Below are 14,281 nucleotides of genomic sequence, written 5' to 3'. Positions count from 1 at the left end.
CGCTGGTGAGGTGAATGCACGGCCCTCCTCAAAAGGGCGGTGCTGTCGGGTGATGCGAGGGAAACGCGATGTCGGACGTACCGACTGTACGAGGGGTGCAGTCGGTGGCGGCGTAAGCGCGCCGGGTTCGGGACATAACTGTGATCCGTCTCGACACTGGACTCCCGAGTGTGTCGCACACCGTGACGTGCCGGCTGACGTCAATGCGGTTCGACGGGGATGTGGATCGCCGTCGTGACGTGACCGGGAGGCTGGAGAATCAACCTGGCTAACCGTAGCCTGACGGAGCCCGGTATAGATGCATTAAACCTTAACCCGGTTCTTGTGGGCCTCGAGGCGTAGACTCGTATCAGCTGGTAATCCCAGCAGTCCGGTTGAGATCAGTTTCTGCGCTTGTGCGCTGATCCCCCGAGTCTTCACCTACGCCGGTCGGGCCGGTGGCAATAGCCCAAAGTCGGGATAATCTTGAATGCTCCAACGTTAGCCAACCATTTATCCGCTCCCTTCGGGATGCAAAGCTTTTCCTACGTACCGAGATTCGGCTTCCTGAGTACGTACGCGCCGACAGTCTGCGGGCTGGCAACCTTCAGCGCCGCACTCGGTGCCGGTCTGTCCGAGCGCGGTGTCGACGTCGAGGTCGTGCGCATCGCGGACGGGCCCTCCTCGACAGCGAATGCCGTCGTGGCAGAGCTCGTCAACGGTTCGGCAGCCTCCGTCGCGGCCGCGGCACAGGCGCTCAACAGGAGCGATGTCGCCGTCATCCAGCACGAGTACGGCATCTACGGCGGACCCGACGGCGACGAGATCGTCGAGGTCATGAAGCGCCTCACCGTCCCGTCGATCGTGATCGCGCACACCGTCCTCAAAGATCCGACGCCGCACCAGCTCTCGGTGCTCAACGAGGTCCTCGAACTCGCCGATCAAGTGGTCGTGATGACCGAGGCAGCCCGCTCACGCCTGCGCGCCGGCTTCACCGTCGACCGCCGTAAGGTGAGCATCATCCCGCACGGCGCGGCGTTGCCCACGGCTGTCGCGGCGAAGCGGGGCGGTCGGCCGGTCATCCTGACCTGGGGTTTACTTGGTCCAGGCAAGGGTGTCGAGCGCGTCATCGACGCGATGCCGTTGCTGAAGGACCTGCCGCAACGGCCGCGGTATCTGGTCGCAGGCCGCACCCATCCGAAGGTGCTCGCCGCCCACGGTGAGGAGTACCGCGACGGTCTCATCGCTCAGGCGCAGCGTCTCGGGGTCGGCGACGCCGTGTCCTTCGACTCCGCGTACCGCACTCCGGCGCAGCTGACCGAACTCATGCAGTCCGCGTCGGTGGTGGTCCTGCCCTACGACTCGAAAGACCAGGTCACTTCCGGTGTGCTGGTGGACTCCGTCGCCAGCGGGCGACCCATCGTCGCCACCGCGTTCCCGCACGCCGTCGAACTGCTCGGCAGCGGCGCGGGCACTGTGGTGGCCCACGACGATCCCGACGCACTGGCGACAGCCCTGCGGCGGACGCTGACCGACCCGCGCGCCGCAGGCACCATGGCCTCCGAGGCGCGCGGACTGGCGCCGGCGATGGCTTGGCCCGTCGTGGCCAAGGCGTATGTCGGCCTGGCGCAACGCCTGGTCGCGGCACGGCTGGCCGCTGCATGACCGACGTTGTGGTACAGCCCGTTTTCACCCATCTGCTGCGAATGACCGATCACCGCGCCACTTTCGAGCATGCCGACCTGGCCGAACCGCGGCGCGAGCACGGCTACTGCACCGACGACATGGCCAGGGTGCTCATCGTCGCCACTCGGGAGCCCCAGTCGACGGGTGAGCTGAACGGCCTGGCAGGCAAGGCGCTCACGTTCCTCAACGACGCCCAGTCCTACGACGGCACCTGCCGCAACCGGTTGAACGTCGGGGGTCACTGGACAGACACCCCGAACACCGAGGACCACTGGGGTCGCATGGTCTGGGCTCTCGGCACCGCGGCCGCGCACAGCTCCGTCAGCATGGTGCGGCGGCTGGCGACGATTCAGTTCGAACGCGCGGCAAACGCCCGATCACCGCATCCGCGGGCGATGGCCTTCGCCGCGATCGGCGCCGCTGAGCTCCTCGGTGTCACCCCGGGGCATGCCGAGGCGCGCGAACTTCTGGTCGACTACGCCGGTTCTCTCGGTGAGCCGACCGGCGATCCCGAATGGCCCTGGCCCGAACCGCGTCTCACCTATGGGAACGCTGTGCTGGCCGAGGCGATGATCGCCGCCGGGGTGGCGCTGGGCGATGCTGCGCTGCGTGCGCGCGGCCTGGACCTGCTGGCGTGGCTGCTGGACGTCGAAACCTGCGGTGGTCACCTCTCGCCGACCCCCGTCGCAGGGCGGGGACCCAAGGACAGGCAGCCGGGGTTCGACCAGCAACCGATCGAGGTGGCGAGTTTGGCCGACGCGTGTGCGCGTGCCGCCGCCACCGACACCAGCCCGGTGTGGCCGGCTGGTATCCAGTCCGCGGCGGCCTGGTTCCACGGCGACAACGACCTGGGACTTCTGATGTGGGACCCGCAGACCGGCGCCGGCTTCGACGGGCTGCACGCCGACCGGGTGAACCTGAACTGCGGCGCTGAATCCACCCTCGCTGTGATCGCCACCCTGCAACAGGCACGCAGTTTCGTGCCTGTCCTGCAATGACTTCCACGAGGGGCCAACTCGTGACCCGGAGCTCGCAGCGGGTTGCGGCCGATCCGGGGCGCGTGGTCACCCGGCTGTTCGTGCCGGGCCAGGAGGGCTTCGAACACCAGGAGTCCCGCGCGGGTACGGTGCTGTCGCGGACCTTGGCGCTGGCCGACGACGAAGTGCGGGAGACCCTGCAGGACGTGCTCGACCGGTTCGGCGACAGGCATCGCGATCTGATCGGCACACTGCGACGGCACGCCGCCGAACTCGCCGACCGGCTGGACCCGAACTGTGAGATCAGTGAAGAACGAATGCTGTTGCTGGGTGCCATATTCACCAACGAATACGCCATCGAGGGCGCGGCGCTGTGCAACCCGAGCATCGTCGCGGGTCCCGATCAGTCGGATACCGCACCGGGCAGCCTACGGTTCGTGATGAGCGTCCGCGGGATCGGGGAGGGGCACCGCTCGACCATCGGGTTCCGCACCGGCGTCGTCGACGCGGCGGGGCACGCCACGGTGGACGAACCGGCTCCGTTCGCCTCCACCGGACGGATCGAAACCACCCTGTTGGACGCGGCTGTTTTTCGTACCGAGCTCGATACGCAGGGCCGCGGCGGTGAAGCCGCGGACTACGTCTTCGATGCGCTCGGCGACCTCTTCACCAGGTTCGACCTGGACGAGCGGCTCGACAGTCTGCGTGCGCACCTGAGCACCCGTGGCCAGGCCGAGGACACGATCGCGACGATCCGCGACTTCGCCGACCGCTTCTACGCGGTGGAATTCCCCGATGCGGTAACGCTTTCCGAGCGCGTGCTGTGGCCGGCGATGGCAGCCGAACATGCCGGTATCGAGGATGCCCGCTTTGTCCGATTCGTCGGCGACGACGACTCGATCACCTATTACGCCACCTACACCGCCTACAGCGGCTCGCAGATCAGCCAGCAGCTGCTGACCACGACGGACTTCCGGACCTTCACCTCGGTGCCACTGGTGGGGCAGGCCGCGGCGAACAAGGGACTCGGGTTGTTCCCTCGGCGGATCGCCGGCCGGTATGCCGCGATGTCGAGGTCGGATCGCGAGACCAACAGCGTCACCCTCACCGACCATCTGCCTGTCTGGACGACGGCTTGGCCCTGCCAGCAGCCTGTCGAGGTGTGGGAGACGCTCCATCTCGGAAACTGTGGCCCACCAATCGAAACCGATGCCGGTTGGCTGGTGCTGACTCACGGTGTCGGACCGATGCGCACCTACAGCATCGGCGCCATCCTGCTCGATCTCGACGACCCCACCCGGGTGATCGGTCGCCTGCGGCGGCCGCTTCTGAGCCCGGCGGCCGACGCGCAGAACGGGTATGTGCCCAACGTGGTGTACTCGTGCGGTGGGTTGGTTCACGCGGGCACTTTGGTGATCCCGTTCGGGATCTGCGACAGCGCCATCGGCGTCGCCACGGTGCCGCTTGCCGACCTGTTGGCCGAGTTCGCCGAGGAGCCCGTGTCCCCGCGGTGGTAGGTCCGGCGTCCTGTCGGGGTAGGCTGGAACAAACCCGCTGAAGCGATGCACTGTCTCGCTCGACCGGTTCTCGCATATTTCGGTTTCAGGGTCTGTCTCGGTGCCCTCAGCTGGATCGACTTAGGACCCGCCATGGCCATCGCCGATATCGCCCGTTACACCCATCTGAGCCCTGAAGACATCGAGAGTCTCGGCCGCGAGCTCGACACGATTCGCAATGACATCGAAGAGTCGCTCGGAACCCGGGACGCCAACTACATCCGGCGCACCATCCTGTTCCAGCGCACCCTCGACGTCGCGGCGCGAGTGTTCATCGCGACCACCCGGTCGAAGGCCGCCTGGGCCGTGGGCACCGCCGCGCTCGGCTTCGCGAAGAGTGTCGAGAACATGGAGATCGGCCACAACGTCAGCCACGGCCAATGGGATTGGATGAACGACCCGGAGATCCACTCCAGCACCTGGGAGTGGGACATGGTCGCGGTCTCGTCTCAGTGGAGGTCGTCGCACAACTACCGCCATCATGCGTTCACCAATGTGCTGGGCGAAGATGACGACCTCGGATTCGGCGTGATGCGGGTGACGTCTGACCAACCGTGGACCAAGGGGCATCTGTTACAGCCGCTGCAGAACCTGTTTCTGGCCGTGACCTTCGAATGGGGCATCGCCCTGCACGGAGTCGACCTGGGCCGCACGCGGGCCGAGAAGATCGCGCAGGTGAAAGCCGTCCTGGGGAAGATCGCGCGTCAGGGCGTCAAGGACTATGTGCTGTGGCCGGGGCTGAGCCTCAAACGCTGGCGCCGGACACTGCGCGCGAACGCGGTCGCCAACCTGCTGCGCAACCTGTGGGCGTACGTGGTGATCTTCTGCGGGCACTTCCCCGATGGCACACAGAAGTTCCTGCCGGAGGTGCTGGAGACCGAGACCAGGGCCCAGTGGTACCTGCGGCAGATGCTGGGCACGGCCAACTTCAGGGCCGGCCGGCTGCTCGGGTTCGCCAGCGGCAACCTGTGCTACCAGATCGAACACCATCTGTTCCCGGACCTGCCGAGCAACCGCCTCGCCGAGATCGCTGCGCGGGTGCGGCCGTTGTGCGAGAAGTACGACCTGCCCTACCTCACGGGTTCGCTGGCCCACCAGTACGGTTCGACGTTGCGGACCATCCACCGGCTGGCGCTGCCGGACCGGACCGCGGCCACGGCTTAGCCTCGGTCCGGTACCGCCGGGTCACCTCAGGTCGTCGCCTCCTCGGTGACCCGCTCGACCCGCGGCCACGGCTTCGGCTTCGGGCGGGGACGGACATGGGTCGGCCACCAGAACCACTTGCCCATCAGGGCGGCGATGGACGGTGTCATCAGCGAACGCACGACCAGGGTGTCGAACAGCAGGCCCAGACCGATGGTGGTGCCCACCTGCCCGATCGTGATCATGTCGCTGACGACCATGCCGATCATCGTGAAGGCGAACACGAATCCCGCTGCGGTGACGACGGAACCGGTGCCTGCCATGGACCGGATGATCCCGGTCTTCAGCCCGGCATCGATCTCCTCCTTCATCCGCGACACCAGCAGCAGGTTGTAGTCGGCGCCGACGGCGAGCAGCACGATCACCGACATCGGCAGCACCATCCAGCTCAGCGGGATTCCGATGATGTGCTGCCAGATCAGCACTGACAGACCGAAGGACGTGCCCAGGCTGAGGACCACGGTGCCGACGATGACGGCTGCTGCCGCAACGGCTCTGGTGAGGATCACCATGATCAGGAAGATCAGGATCAGCGACGCGACGGCGGCGATCAGCAGGTCGTAGTCGGCGCCCTGTTGCATGTCCTTGTACATCGCCGCGCTGCCTCCGACGTACACGGTGGACCCTTCCAGCGGGGTGCCCTTGATGGCGTCCGCCGCGGCGATGCGCAGCGGTTCGATGCGGGCGGTGCCGTCCTCGGTCAGCGGGTCACCTTGGTGGAACACCGTGAAACGCACCGCTTTCCCGTCCGGTGACATGAACAGCTTGATGCCGCGCTGGAAGTCGGCGGTCTGGAAGGCCTCCGGCGGCAGGTAGAAGGTGTCGTCGTTGCGGGCGGTGTCGAACGCCTCGCCCATCGCCGTGCTGTCCTCCTGCATGGCGATGTTCTGATCCTGCTGCATCTTCTGAGCCTGGTACTGGTTCAGCATGATCTGCTTCTGGTTCTTCATCGTTTGGATCATCGCGGGCATCAGCGCCGCCATCTGTGGGGTCAGCTGCGCCATGCGCTCGATGTCGGGGACCAGTTCGGTGAAGTCGTCGGCCATCGTGCCGATGCCGTCGAGGCTGTCGAAGATCGAGCGCAGCGCCCAGCACATCGGGATGTTGTAGCAGTGCGGTTCCCAGTAGAAGTAGTTGCGCAGCGGGCGGAACTGATCGTCGAAATCGGCCAGGTGGTCCCGTACTTCGGTGAGGTTCACCGACGTGTCGTTCATCTTGTCGGCCATCCGGCGGCTGACGTCGGCCAGTTCCAGGGTGATGCGCTGCATCTGCTCCATCGAGTCGATGGTCACCTGCATCTCATTGGCCTGCTGCAGCGTGTTCTCCAGCACTGTCTGCTGGAAGTCGTTGTTCAACAGCTGGCCGGTGCCGCTCTGGCCGAGGGTGTAGGCCAGCGATGCGTGCTTGATGGGTTTGCCGTCTGGGCGGGTGATTGTGGTGACCGACGCGATGCCGTGCACACGGACCAGTGCCTTGGCGATCTTGTCGATCACCAGGAAGTCCGCCGGGTTGCGCATGTCGTGATCGGATTCGACCATCACCAGGTCGGGGTTCATCTTGGCGTCGGAGAAATGCCGGTCGGCCGCCGCGTACCCGACGTTGGCGGGCACGTCGTCGGGTAGGTAGATCCGGTCGTTGTAGGTGGTGTGATAGCCGGGCAGGGCCAGCAGGCCCACCAGGCACAGCACCATCCCCATCACCAGGATGGCGCCCGGCCAGCGGACCGTCGCCGCGCCGAGCCGCCGCCAGCCGCGGGCGCGGCCGTTGCCCTTGGGCTCCAGCACTTTTCCGAAGCGGGTGACGATCGAGATCAGCGCCGGACCGAGGGTCAGTGCGGCGGCCACCACGATCGTCATGCCGATCGCCAGCGGGAATCCCATGCTCTGGAAATACGGCAGGCGGGTGAAGTGCAGGCAGGCGGTCGCGCCGGCGATCGTCATTCCCGAGGCGAGGACCACGTGGGCGGTGCCGTGGAACATGTCGTAGTAGGCCGACTCGCGGTCCAGCCCCGACCGCCGGGCTTCCTGATAGCGGCCGATCAGGAAGATCGCGTAATCGGTGGCGGCGGCGATCGCCAGCGTCACCACCATGCTGGTCGCGAAGGTGGTGAGCCCGAAAACCTCGTGGTAGCCGAGGAAGGAGACGATGCCGCGGGCGGAGAAGAGCCCGATGAACACCATCGTCATGGTGACGAGCATCGTGATGACCGACCGGTAGATGATCAGCAGCATCACGATGATGATCGCGATCGTCACGCCCTCAATGGTTTTCATGCTGGCGTCGCCGACGATGTTCTGGTCGGTGGTCAGCGCCGCGGGTCCGGTGACGTACGCCTTGACCCCGGGCGGAGCCTGGTTGGCCTCGACGATGTCGCGGACGGCCTGCACGGATTCGTTGGCCAGCGCCTCGCCCTGGTCGCCGGCGATGTAGACCTGCACGTAGGCGGCCTCGCCGTCGGTGCTCTGGGCGCCGGCCGCGGTGAGGGTGTCACCCCAGAAGTCCTGGACGTGCTGTACGTGGGTGGTGTCGGCGTCGAGTTCGCGGACCACCTCGTCGTAGAACGCGTGCGCGTCCGGCCCGAGCGGTTCCTCGCCTTCTACGACGATCATCACCGAGCTGGAGGTGTCGTACTCGTCGAACTTGTCGCCGACGTGCTTGGTCGCGATCAGCGCCGGAGCATCGTTGGGGCTCATCGACACCGCGCGGAGCTTGCCGACCTCTTCGAGCTGCGGCACCGCGGTGTTGAGGAACGCGACGATGCCGATCCAGACCAGGACGATCGGGATGGCGAACGTTCGGATGAAGCGCGGGAGCTTCGGGCGCGAGGGGGCTGCGTGCCGTGCCGGCGGTATGGCGTCGGTGGGCGCGTCGTCGGTGACTGTCATGCTGCCTTCACCAGGCAGTAGGTCGCGGCGTTCAGACCCTCAGCCGTTCTTTCGTCTTTGACCTCGTCGTCGACGGTGACGCGGCAGCCGATGGAATGACCGTCGCCCTGGGCCATGATGTTCGGCATCACGGACGGCAGCGTCGTCTCCAGGGTCAGTGACCAGGGCAGACTCACCTGACCGGTGCGCTGCGGCTTACCGTCGAGGTCGACGTAGTTGATGGTGGCCGACGAGCCGGAACCGAAGATCTCGTAGGTGACGACCTTGGGGTTGAACGACTCTGCGGTGTCCGCGTCGACCGGGGTGACGATCGCGCCCTCGGATCCGAACACCGAGCGAAGGTGCGAGACGCTCAACGCGCCGATCGCGACCGCGGCCGCCACCAGGACGGGCAGCCAGACCCGCTTGACGGCGGTGATCACCGCACGCTCCGCGCGCGATCGGCATGGCCGATCGACGGCTTCCCGGGAGTTTTTGCGCGCATGACAGCTGCAGGCAAGGTCGTGCCTTTCGATGAGAGAGACGCCGCGGGCCGCCAGATGGCATGCGATCGCGTAGGGAATCTAAGCCGGTTAAGTGGATAGCGTCAATCCGGTTATCGCGTTTCGGTAAGGCACATCACAGAATTCGGCTTTGTGATTGACAAGCCCTGCCGTGGTCTGCGCAAGAATGCCGAACTGTGGCAGCGATACGTCCGGGCGGCGACGCGGCCCGTCCGTAGACTCGGCGCCATGAGTGCAGCGCCCGGGGCGTCGAGCCTGCGCAAGGACGCCGAGCGTAACCGGCGGCGGATCATCGAGGCCGCCCGCGAGCTCTGTGCGACGCGCGGGTTGGAGGCCACGCTCAACGAGGTCGCCCACCACGCCGGTCTCGGCGTCGGCACGGTGTACCGGCGCTTCCCGACCCGGGAGGCGTTGTTCGCAGCGATCTTCGAGGACGGCATCGACCAGCTCGTCGTGTTGGCCGAGTCCGCACTGCAGGCCGAGGATTCCTGGGACGGCTTGTCCTGGTTCGTCTGGCAGATGTGCGAGATGACGGCCACCGACCGCGGTCTGCGCGAGGTCGCGTTCAGCAGGGCGTACTGCGGTGGGCGGGTGGACGCCGGGCGTACCCGGCTCGAACCGTTGGTGTCGAAACTGATGAAGCGGGCTGCGCGCGACGGCTATCTGCGGCCTGAGGTGTCGTCGACGGACATGCCGCTGCTCGGGTTGATGGCGGGCGCGGTGAGCGAGTACTCGGGCGACGTGTCGGCTGATCTGTGGCGGCGCTACGTGGCGGTGTTGCTGCAGGGCATGCGCTGTCACCCGGGTCAGGACCGGTTGCCGGTCCGCGCGCTCACCCAGGCCGAAATGGAATCCGCGATGCACCGCTGGCCGCCCACGGGTGCGGGGGAGTCGGCGGACTCGCCGTAGCGGCAAACTGGTGCAGTGAGCGGTTGGCGGGGTGCGGAAGAATCTCGGGTGTGCTCCCGTCGCGATCAACGCTGCAAAGTTGGAACGCCGACTCGTTGAGCACGACCGGTGGCGCCGTCGAATCCGGCGGGATCGCAGTGGGTTCGGCGGTGTCCGGTATCGACGACTCGATCAACCGGCTTCCCGAAGTCCAAGGATGGTCGGGGGATGCACACCAGGCGGCGACCGGGATGTTCGGTCGGGCCGACACCCAGGCGCAGCAGTTCACCGAGTACGTCAAAGCCGTGGCGACAGCGCTGAAGAACGGTGCAGGCGCGATCGGCAGTGCGCGGGCGGCGTTGCTGGCCAGGGCCGACCTGGTCGACGCAGGGCCGCTGAATGTCACCGATCAGTGGGTGGTGCTCGTAGATCCGGTGATGATGTCGGAAGACGAGATAGCCAAGCTACAGGCGTCGGCGCGGCAGGAACAAGTGGGGATCAACACGATGTTGGCCGCGGTGGGTGACGCCGACGACGCGACAGCCGACGCGATCGTCACGGCGGCCGAGAGCGCGGGTTTCGTGGAGCCGGGTCCGGCCACTGACCTGGGGGACCTGCTGCTGCCGACGACGCAGCGCCCGCCCGACCAGGTACCCGACCCCCGGAGTCCTCCCGGCCTGATGGCGCAGGAGGCGATCCGTTCGGCGGATGAGCAGCAGCACATCCGCGAGGTCACCTACTCGACGAACGAATACGGCGAGGAGGTCACCACGGTGATCAAGCAGGACGGCAGCAAGGCGGTCACCACCCGCATGGATCCGTTCGAATGGCCCAGCAAGCAGAACTTCTACCAGATGGAAGAGTTCGACAAGAACGGCGACTTCGTCGCCAGGACGAGCTCCTGGCACGACTTGGGCAATGACTGCGACTACACCACGATCGCTTACGCGGACGGTTCGCATCTGACGATGTCGATGGATCCGACCGGGTACCGGACCGCCGGCTTCACAACCCCGGACGGGAGGCACAGTGCCGTCCCGGTTGAGCTGATCGACAACCTTTCGATGGCGACCACCTCCGGCATGGGCGGGCTGGAGAAGCACATCGCCCGTGGCGGCTCGCTTCCTATGCTCACGGCTGACGCGGTCGACAACATCGGCAAGACCATGAAGTTCGGTGGGCCGGCGCTGACCGCGGCCACCACTGTGTTCGACATGGTGATGGCGGACTCGGGGAAAGATCGGTGCATCGCGCTAGTCGCGGGTGTCGCCGGTGGCGGTGGAGGCTGGGCTGGTATGGAATTCGGCGCGGCGGCTGGCTTGCTCGGTGGTCCGCTTGCGCCGCTGACAGTGCCCTTGGGGGCCGTCTTCCTGGGTGGCTTCGGCGCATACGGTGGGATGGAAATGGGCAAGTTCATCGGGGACGTCGTATGTCCGTACTGAAACTGCCGGAACCCGCGGAGTGGGGACGTGGCAGCAGGTTTGCCGTATTGGCGATCGCGCTCTGCGTCGGTGTCGGGCTTGCATATGGTGGTCTCGGAGCGGCGGCGGCAGCGCGCGGAAACTATCTGACGACAGCGGTCACAATCGGATGGTCCGCCTTCTTGCTGCTCTTCGCATCCGCGATTTCGCTGCTGGTCTCCGGTCGCACGACGGCGCGAACCACCAGCGATGCAACCGGTTTCACCCTGCGGGTGGACCAGCGGTGCTCGGCGCTGCTCCTGCTCGCTGTGGTGGCGGCCCTACCGAGCACCTTGATCTTCGTGGTCGCGGCGCCGTTCGGGGCAATCGAGTTCGCGGAGACGCGGGCCTTGCGCACTGTCTGGGTCGGGGCCGCGGTGGTCGCGTTGTGCACCGTCAGTTGGGGATTGATCACCGCGTGGCGCCGGGGCGGAGTGGGGTACGTCAAGCTGACGCCCGCCACTATCGAGAACGCGGACGTCCGCACGACACGAACCTTTGAGTGGCAGGACGTGGTTGAGGTAGCCGCTCATGCGGAGTCCCGTAGAACGCCCCGAACCGTTGCGCTCAGACTGGGCGACGGAAGCGAAGAGATCATCGGGATGCCTGACGTCTACGTGCCCGGCGGTGCCGGACTGTACTGGTTGGTGCGCCACTACTGGAAGCATCCCGAGGACCGTGACGAGCTCGTCGACGGCCGGGCGCCGCAGCGGCTGGCCGCGGGCAGGTTCGATCTGTCGGCCTGACCCCGCGAGAGTGCACCTGGCGCGGCGATGACGGCGCTTACGCCGCAGCAGGTGCCCTTTGGGCAAAGGCGCGGGGAATCTCCGGTTTGATCCAGATCACACCGGGGGTATCTCGGGGGGATGGAACGGCTCAGTGGGCTTGATGCGGGTTTGTTGTACAGCGAATCGTCCTCGGTGCCGCTTCATGTGTGTTCGATCGTCGAGCTGGACACCTCGACGGTGCCGGGCGGCTACAGCTTCGTGCGCTTCCGCGACGAGCTGGCCAAGCGCATCCCCGCCGTGCCGGAGTTTCGCGCGAAGCTGGCCGACAGCGACCTGAATCTCGACCATCCGGTGTGGGTGGAGGACGAGGATTTCGATTTGTCCCGCCACCTCAACCGGATCGCGCTGCCTTCGCCGGGCGGACGCGAGGAACTCGCCGACGTGTGCGGCCACATCGCGTCGGTCCAGCTGGATCGCAGCAAACCGTTGTGGGAGATGTGGGTCATCGAGGGTGGTGCGAAGGACAACAGCCTCGCCCTGATGATCAAGGTGCACCACGCCGCGGTCGACGGCGTCTCGGCGGCGAACCTGCTCAACCAGCTGCTGGACTCCGCGCCCGATGCGCCGCCGCCCGAACCCGTCGAGGGGCCCGGGGGCGCATCGTCGCTGGGGATCACCGTCAACGGGCTGGTGCGGTTCGTGACCCGGCCGCTGCAGCTCACCCGCGCGGTGCCGGTGGCGGCGACGATGGTGGCCAAGACGCTGAACCGGGCGATCAACGGCACTGCGATGGCGGCCCCGTTCTCCGCGCCGAGCACACCGTTCAACGGCGAGCTGACCTCCGAGCGCAACATCGCGCTGGTCCAGCTGGACCTCAACGACGTCAAGAAGGTGAAGAGCCACTTCGACGTCAAGGTCAACGACGTCGTGATGGCACTGTGCGCCGGGGCGCTGCGTGGATTCCTGGCAGACCGGGACGAGCTACCGGACAAGCCGCTGATCGCCGTGGTCCCGGCGTCGGTGCACGGACAGTCCGACCGGCCGGGCCGCAACCAGCTCTCGGGCATGTTCTGCAACCTGCACACCGACATGGCCGAGCCCGAGGACCGGCTGCTGGCGATCGCCGAATCGGGCGCGCGCGCCAAGGAGCACAGCGGGTCGCTGGGGCCGACCCTGCTGATCGACCTGGCGCAGAGCATCTCCCGCGCCGGGTACTCGTGGCTGCTGGGCCTGCTGGCGCACACGCCGCTGATCAACACCACGATCCTCAACGCCGTCATCTCCAACGTCGCCGGACCGACGAACACGCTGTACAGCTGCGGCGCCGAGGTCACCGCGCTGTATCCGCTGGGGCCGATCTTCCACGGGGCCGGCCTGAACATCACCGTGATGTCGCTCGCCGACAAACTCAACGTCGGCATCGTCTCGTGCCCGCAGCTGGTCCGGGATCTGTGGGACCTGGGCGACCGCTTCGACGCGGAGCTGAAGGAGCTGCTCAGCCGCTGTTGACCCCCCGCCCGGTTAGGCGGCGCCGCGATCGGGAAGCCTGTTCGGCGGCCGGTCGACGACGGAAGGATTGCATGTGAGCACCCCGAAGGGCGGCTCTCGCTTGGGCACCCGGTTCGGGCCCTACGAGCTGCAATCGGTGATCGGGGTCGGGGGAATGGGCGAGGTGTACCGCGCCTACGACACCGCACGCGAACGCATGGTCGCCATCAAGTTGCTGCGCCCCGAGATGGCCGCCGACCGCAGTTTCCAGGACCGGTTCCGCCGCGAGTCCCGGGTCGCGGCCCGGCTGCAGGAACCGCACGTCATCCCAGTGCACGACTTCGGGGAGATCGACGGCGTCCTTTATATCGATATGCGGCTGGTCGACGGCGCCAGCCTCAAGGAGGTGCTGCGCGCCGAGGGGGCGCTGCAGCCGGGACGGGCGGTCGCGATCCTGCGGCAGGTCGCCGCGGCGCTGGACGCTGCGCACGCCAACGGCCTGGTGCACCGGGACATCAAACCGGAGAACGTGCTGCTGACGCCGGACGATTTCGCGTATCTGGTCGACTTCGGCATCGCGCACGGCGGCGGTGAGGCGTCGGTGACGTCGACGGGCCTGGTGGTCGGGTCGAGCGCCTACATGGCCCCGGAGCGGTTCAGTGGGGACCGCGGCGGCCCGGCCTCGGACGTGTACTCGCTGGCATGTCTGCTGTACGAGTCGCTGACCGGCAGGGCGCCGTTCGAGGCCGCCGACGTGCGGGAGGTGTGGAGCGCGCACATGTTCGCGCCGCCGCCGCGGCCGAGCATCATGCGCCGCGGGGTCAGCCGGGCGTTCGACGACGTCGTGGCCCGGGGCATGGCCAAGCAGCCGCACGAGCGGTACGCCACCGCCGGCGAGCTGGCGCGGGCGGCGTCCGCAGCCGCCGAC

Annotated in this window: 11 protein-coding genes; 9 read left to right on the top strand and 2 right to left on the bottom strand. The window is 66.8% G+C overall.

Annotation, left to right across the window (positions count from 1 at the left end; genetic code table 11):
* Positions 1-510 precede the first annotated feature (510 nt).
* The 4 genes from MVA01S_RS13465 (at position 511) to MVA01S_RS13450 (ending at position 5,362) form a co-directional block, all read left to right on the top strand.
* The gene (locus MVA01S_RS13465) at positions 511-1,644 is read left to right on the top strand and encodes a glycosyltransferase (RefSeq protein WP_003929848.1); all 1,134 of its coding nucleotides are present in this window, start codon (positions 511-513) and stop codon (positions 1,642-1,644) included.
* Positions 1,641-2,663: a hypothetical protein gene (locus MVA01S_RS13460; protein ID WP_003929847.1), complete on the top strand. Its 1,023-nt coding sequence runs from the start codon at positions 1,641-1,643 to the stop codon at positions 2,661-2,663. Before MVA01S_RS13465 ends, MVA01S_RS13460 begins: the two co-directional genes overlap by 4 nt.
* Positions 2,660-4,159 carry a glycoside hydrolase family 130 protein gene (locus tag MVA01S_RS13455; protein WP_040540745.1) on the top strand — a complete coding sequence of 500 codons (1,500 nt, stop codon included), beginning with the start codon at positions 2,660-2,662 and terminating at the stop codon, positions 4,157-4,159. Before MVA01S_RS13460 ends, MVA01S_RS13455 begins: the two co-directional genes overlap by 4 nt.
* A 132-nt stretch (positions 4,160-4,291) precedes the next feature.
* The gene (locus MVA01S_RS13450; RefSeq protein ID WP_003929845.1) at positions 4,292-5,362 is read left to right on the top strand and encodes a fatty acid desaturase family protein; all 1,071 of its coding nucleotides are present in this window, start codon (positions 4,292-4,294) and stop codon (positions 5,360-5,362) included.
* A gap of 26 nt (positions 5,363-5,388) precedes the next feature.
* Here MVA01S_RS13450 and MVA01S_RS13445 read toward each other — a convergent pair whose 3' ends face one another.
* Complete coding sequence (locus MVA01S_RS13445) at positions 5,389-8,286, bottom strand: MMPL/RND family transporter (RefSeq protein WP_003929844.1); 2,898 nt, start codon at positions 8,284-8,286, stop codon at positions 5,389-5,391.
* Positions 8,283-8,708 (bottom strand): MmpS family transport accessory protein, encoded by a 426-nt coding sequence (locus tag MVA01S_RS13440; RefSeq protein ID WP_003929843.1) that lies wholly within the window; start codon positions 8,706-8,708, stop codon positions 8,283-8,285. Before MVA01S_RS13440 ends, MVA01S_RS13445 begins: the two co-directional genes overlap by 4 nt.
* A gap of 309 nt (positions 8,709-9,017) precedes the next feature.
* Between MVA01S_RS13440 and MVA01S_RS13435 the strand changes: the two genes are divergently transcribed.
* The 5 genes from MVA01S_RS13435 to MVA01S_RS13415 all read left to right on the top strand — a co-directional run.
* Positions 9,018-9,698, top strand: a complete 681-nt coding sequence (locus MVA01S_RS13435) for a TetR/AcrR family transcriptional regulator (protein WP_003929842.1) — start codon at positions 9,018-9,020, stop codon at positions 9,696-9,698.
* A gap of 95 nt (positions 9,699-9,793) precedes the next feature.
* A complete protein-coding gene (locus MVA01S_RS13430) occupies positions 9,794-11,119 on the top strand; it encodes a WXG100 family type VII secretion target (protein WP_003929841.1) in 1,326 nt (441 codons plus the stop codon).
* Positions 11,120-11,166: 47 nt separating this feature from the next.
* Entirely contained in the window at positions 11,167-11,883 is a 717-nt protein-coding gene (locus tag MVA01S_RS13425; protein ID WP_003929840.1) for a hypothetical protein, read from the top strand.
* A 120-nt stretch (positions 11,884-12,003) separates the two neighbouring features.
* Entirely contained in the window at positions 12,004-13,374 is a 1,371-nt protein-coding gene (locus MVA01S_RS13420; RefSeq protein WP_003929839.1) for a WS/DGAT/MGAT family O-acyltransferase, read from the top strand.
* Between the two features lie 73 nt (positions 13,375-13,447).
* The coding region (locus MVA01S_RS13415; protein WP_159426321.1) for a serine/threonine-protein kinase at positions 13,448-14,281 on the top strand (834 nt) is incomplete at its 3' end.

Source organism: Mycolicibacterium vaccae NBRC 14118 = CIP 105934 (assembly GCF_001552715.1).
In the GTDB taxonomy this organism is placed as follows: domain Bacteria; phylum Actinomycetota; class Actinomycetes; order Mycobacteriales; family Mycobacteriaceae; genus Mycobacterium; species Mycobacterium vaccae.
This window is presented reverse-complemented; position numbering and strand designations above follow the sequence as displayed.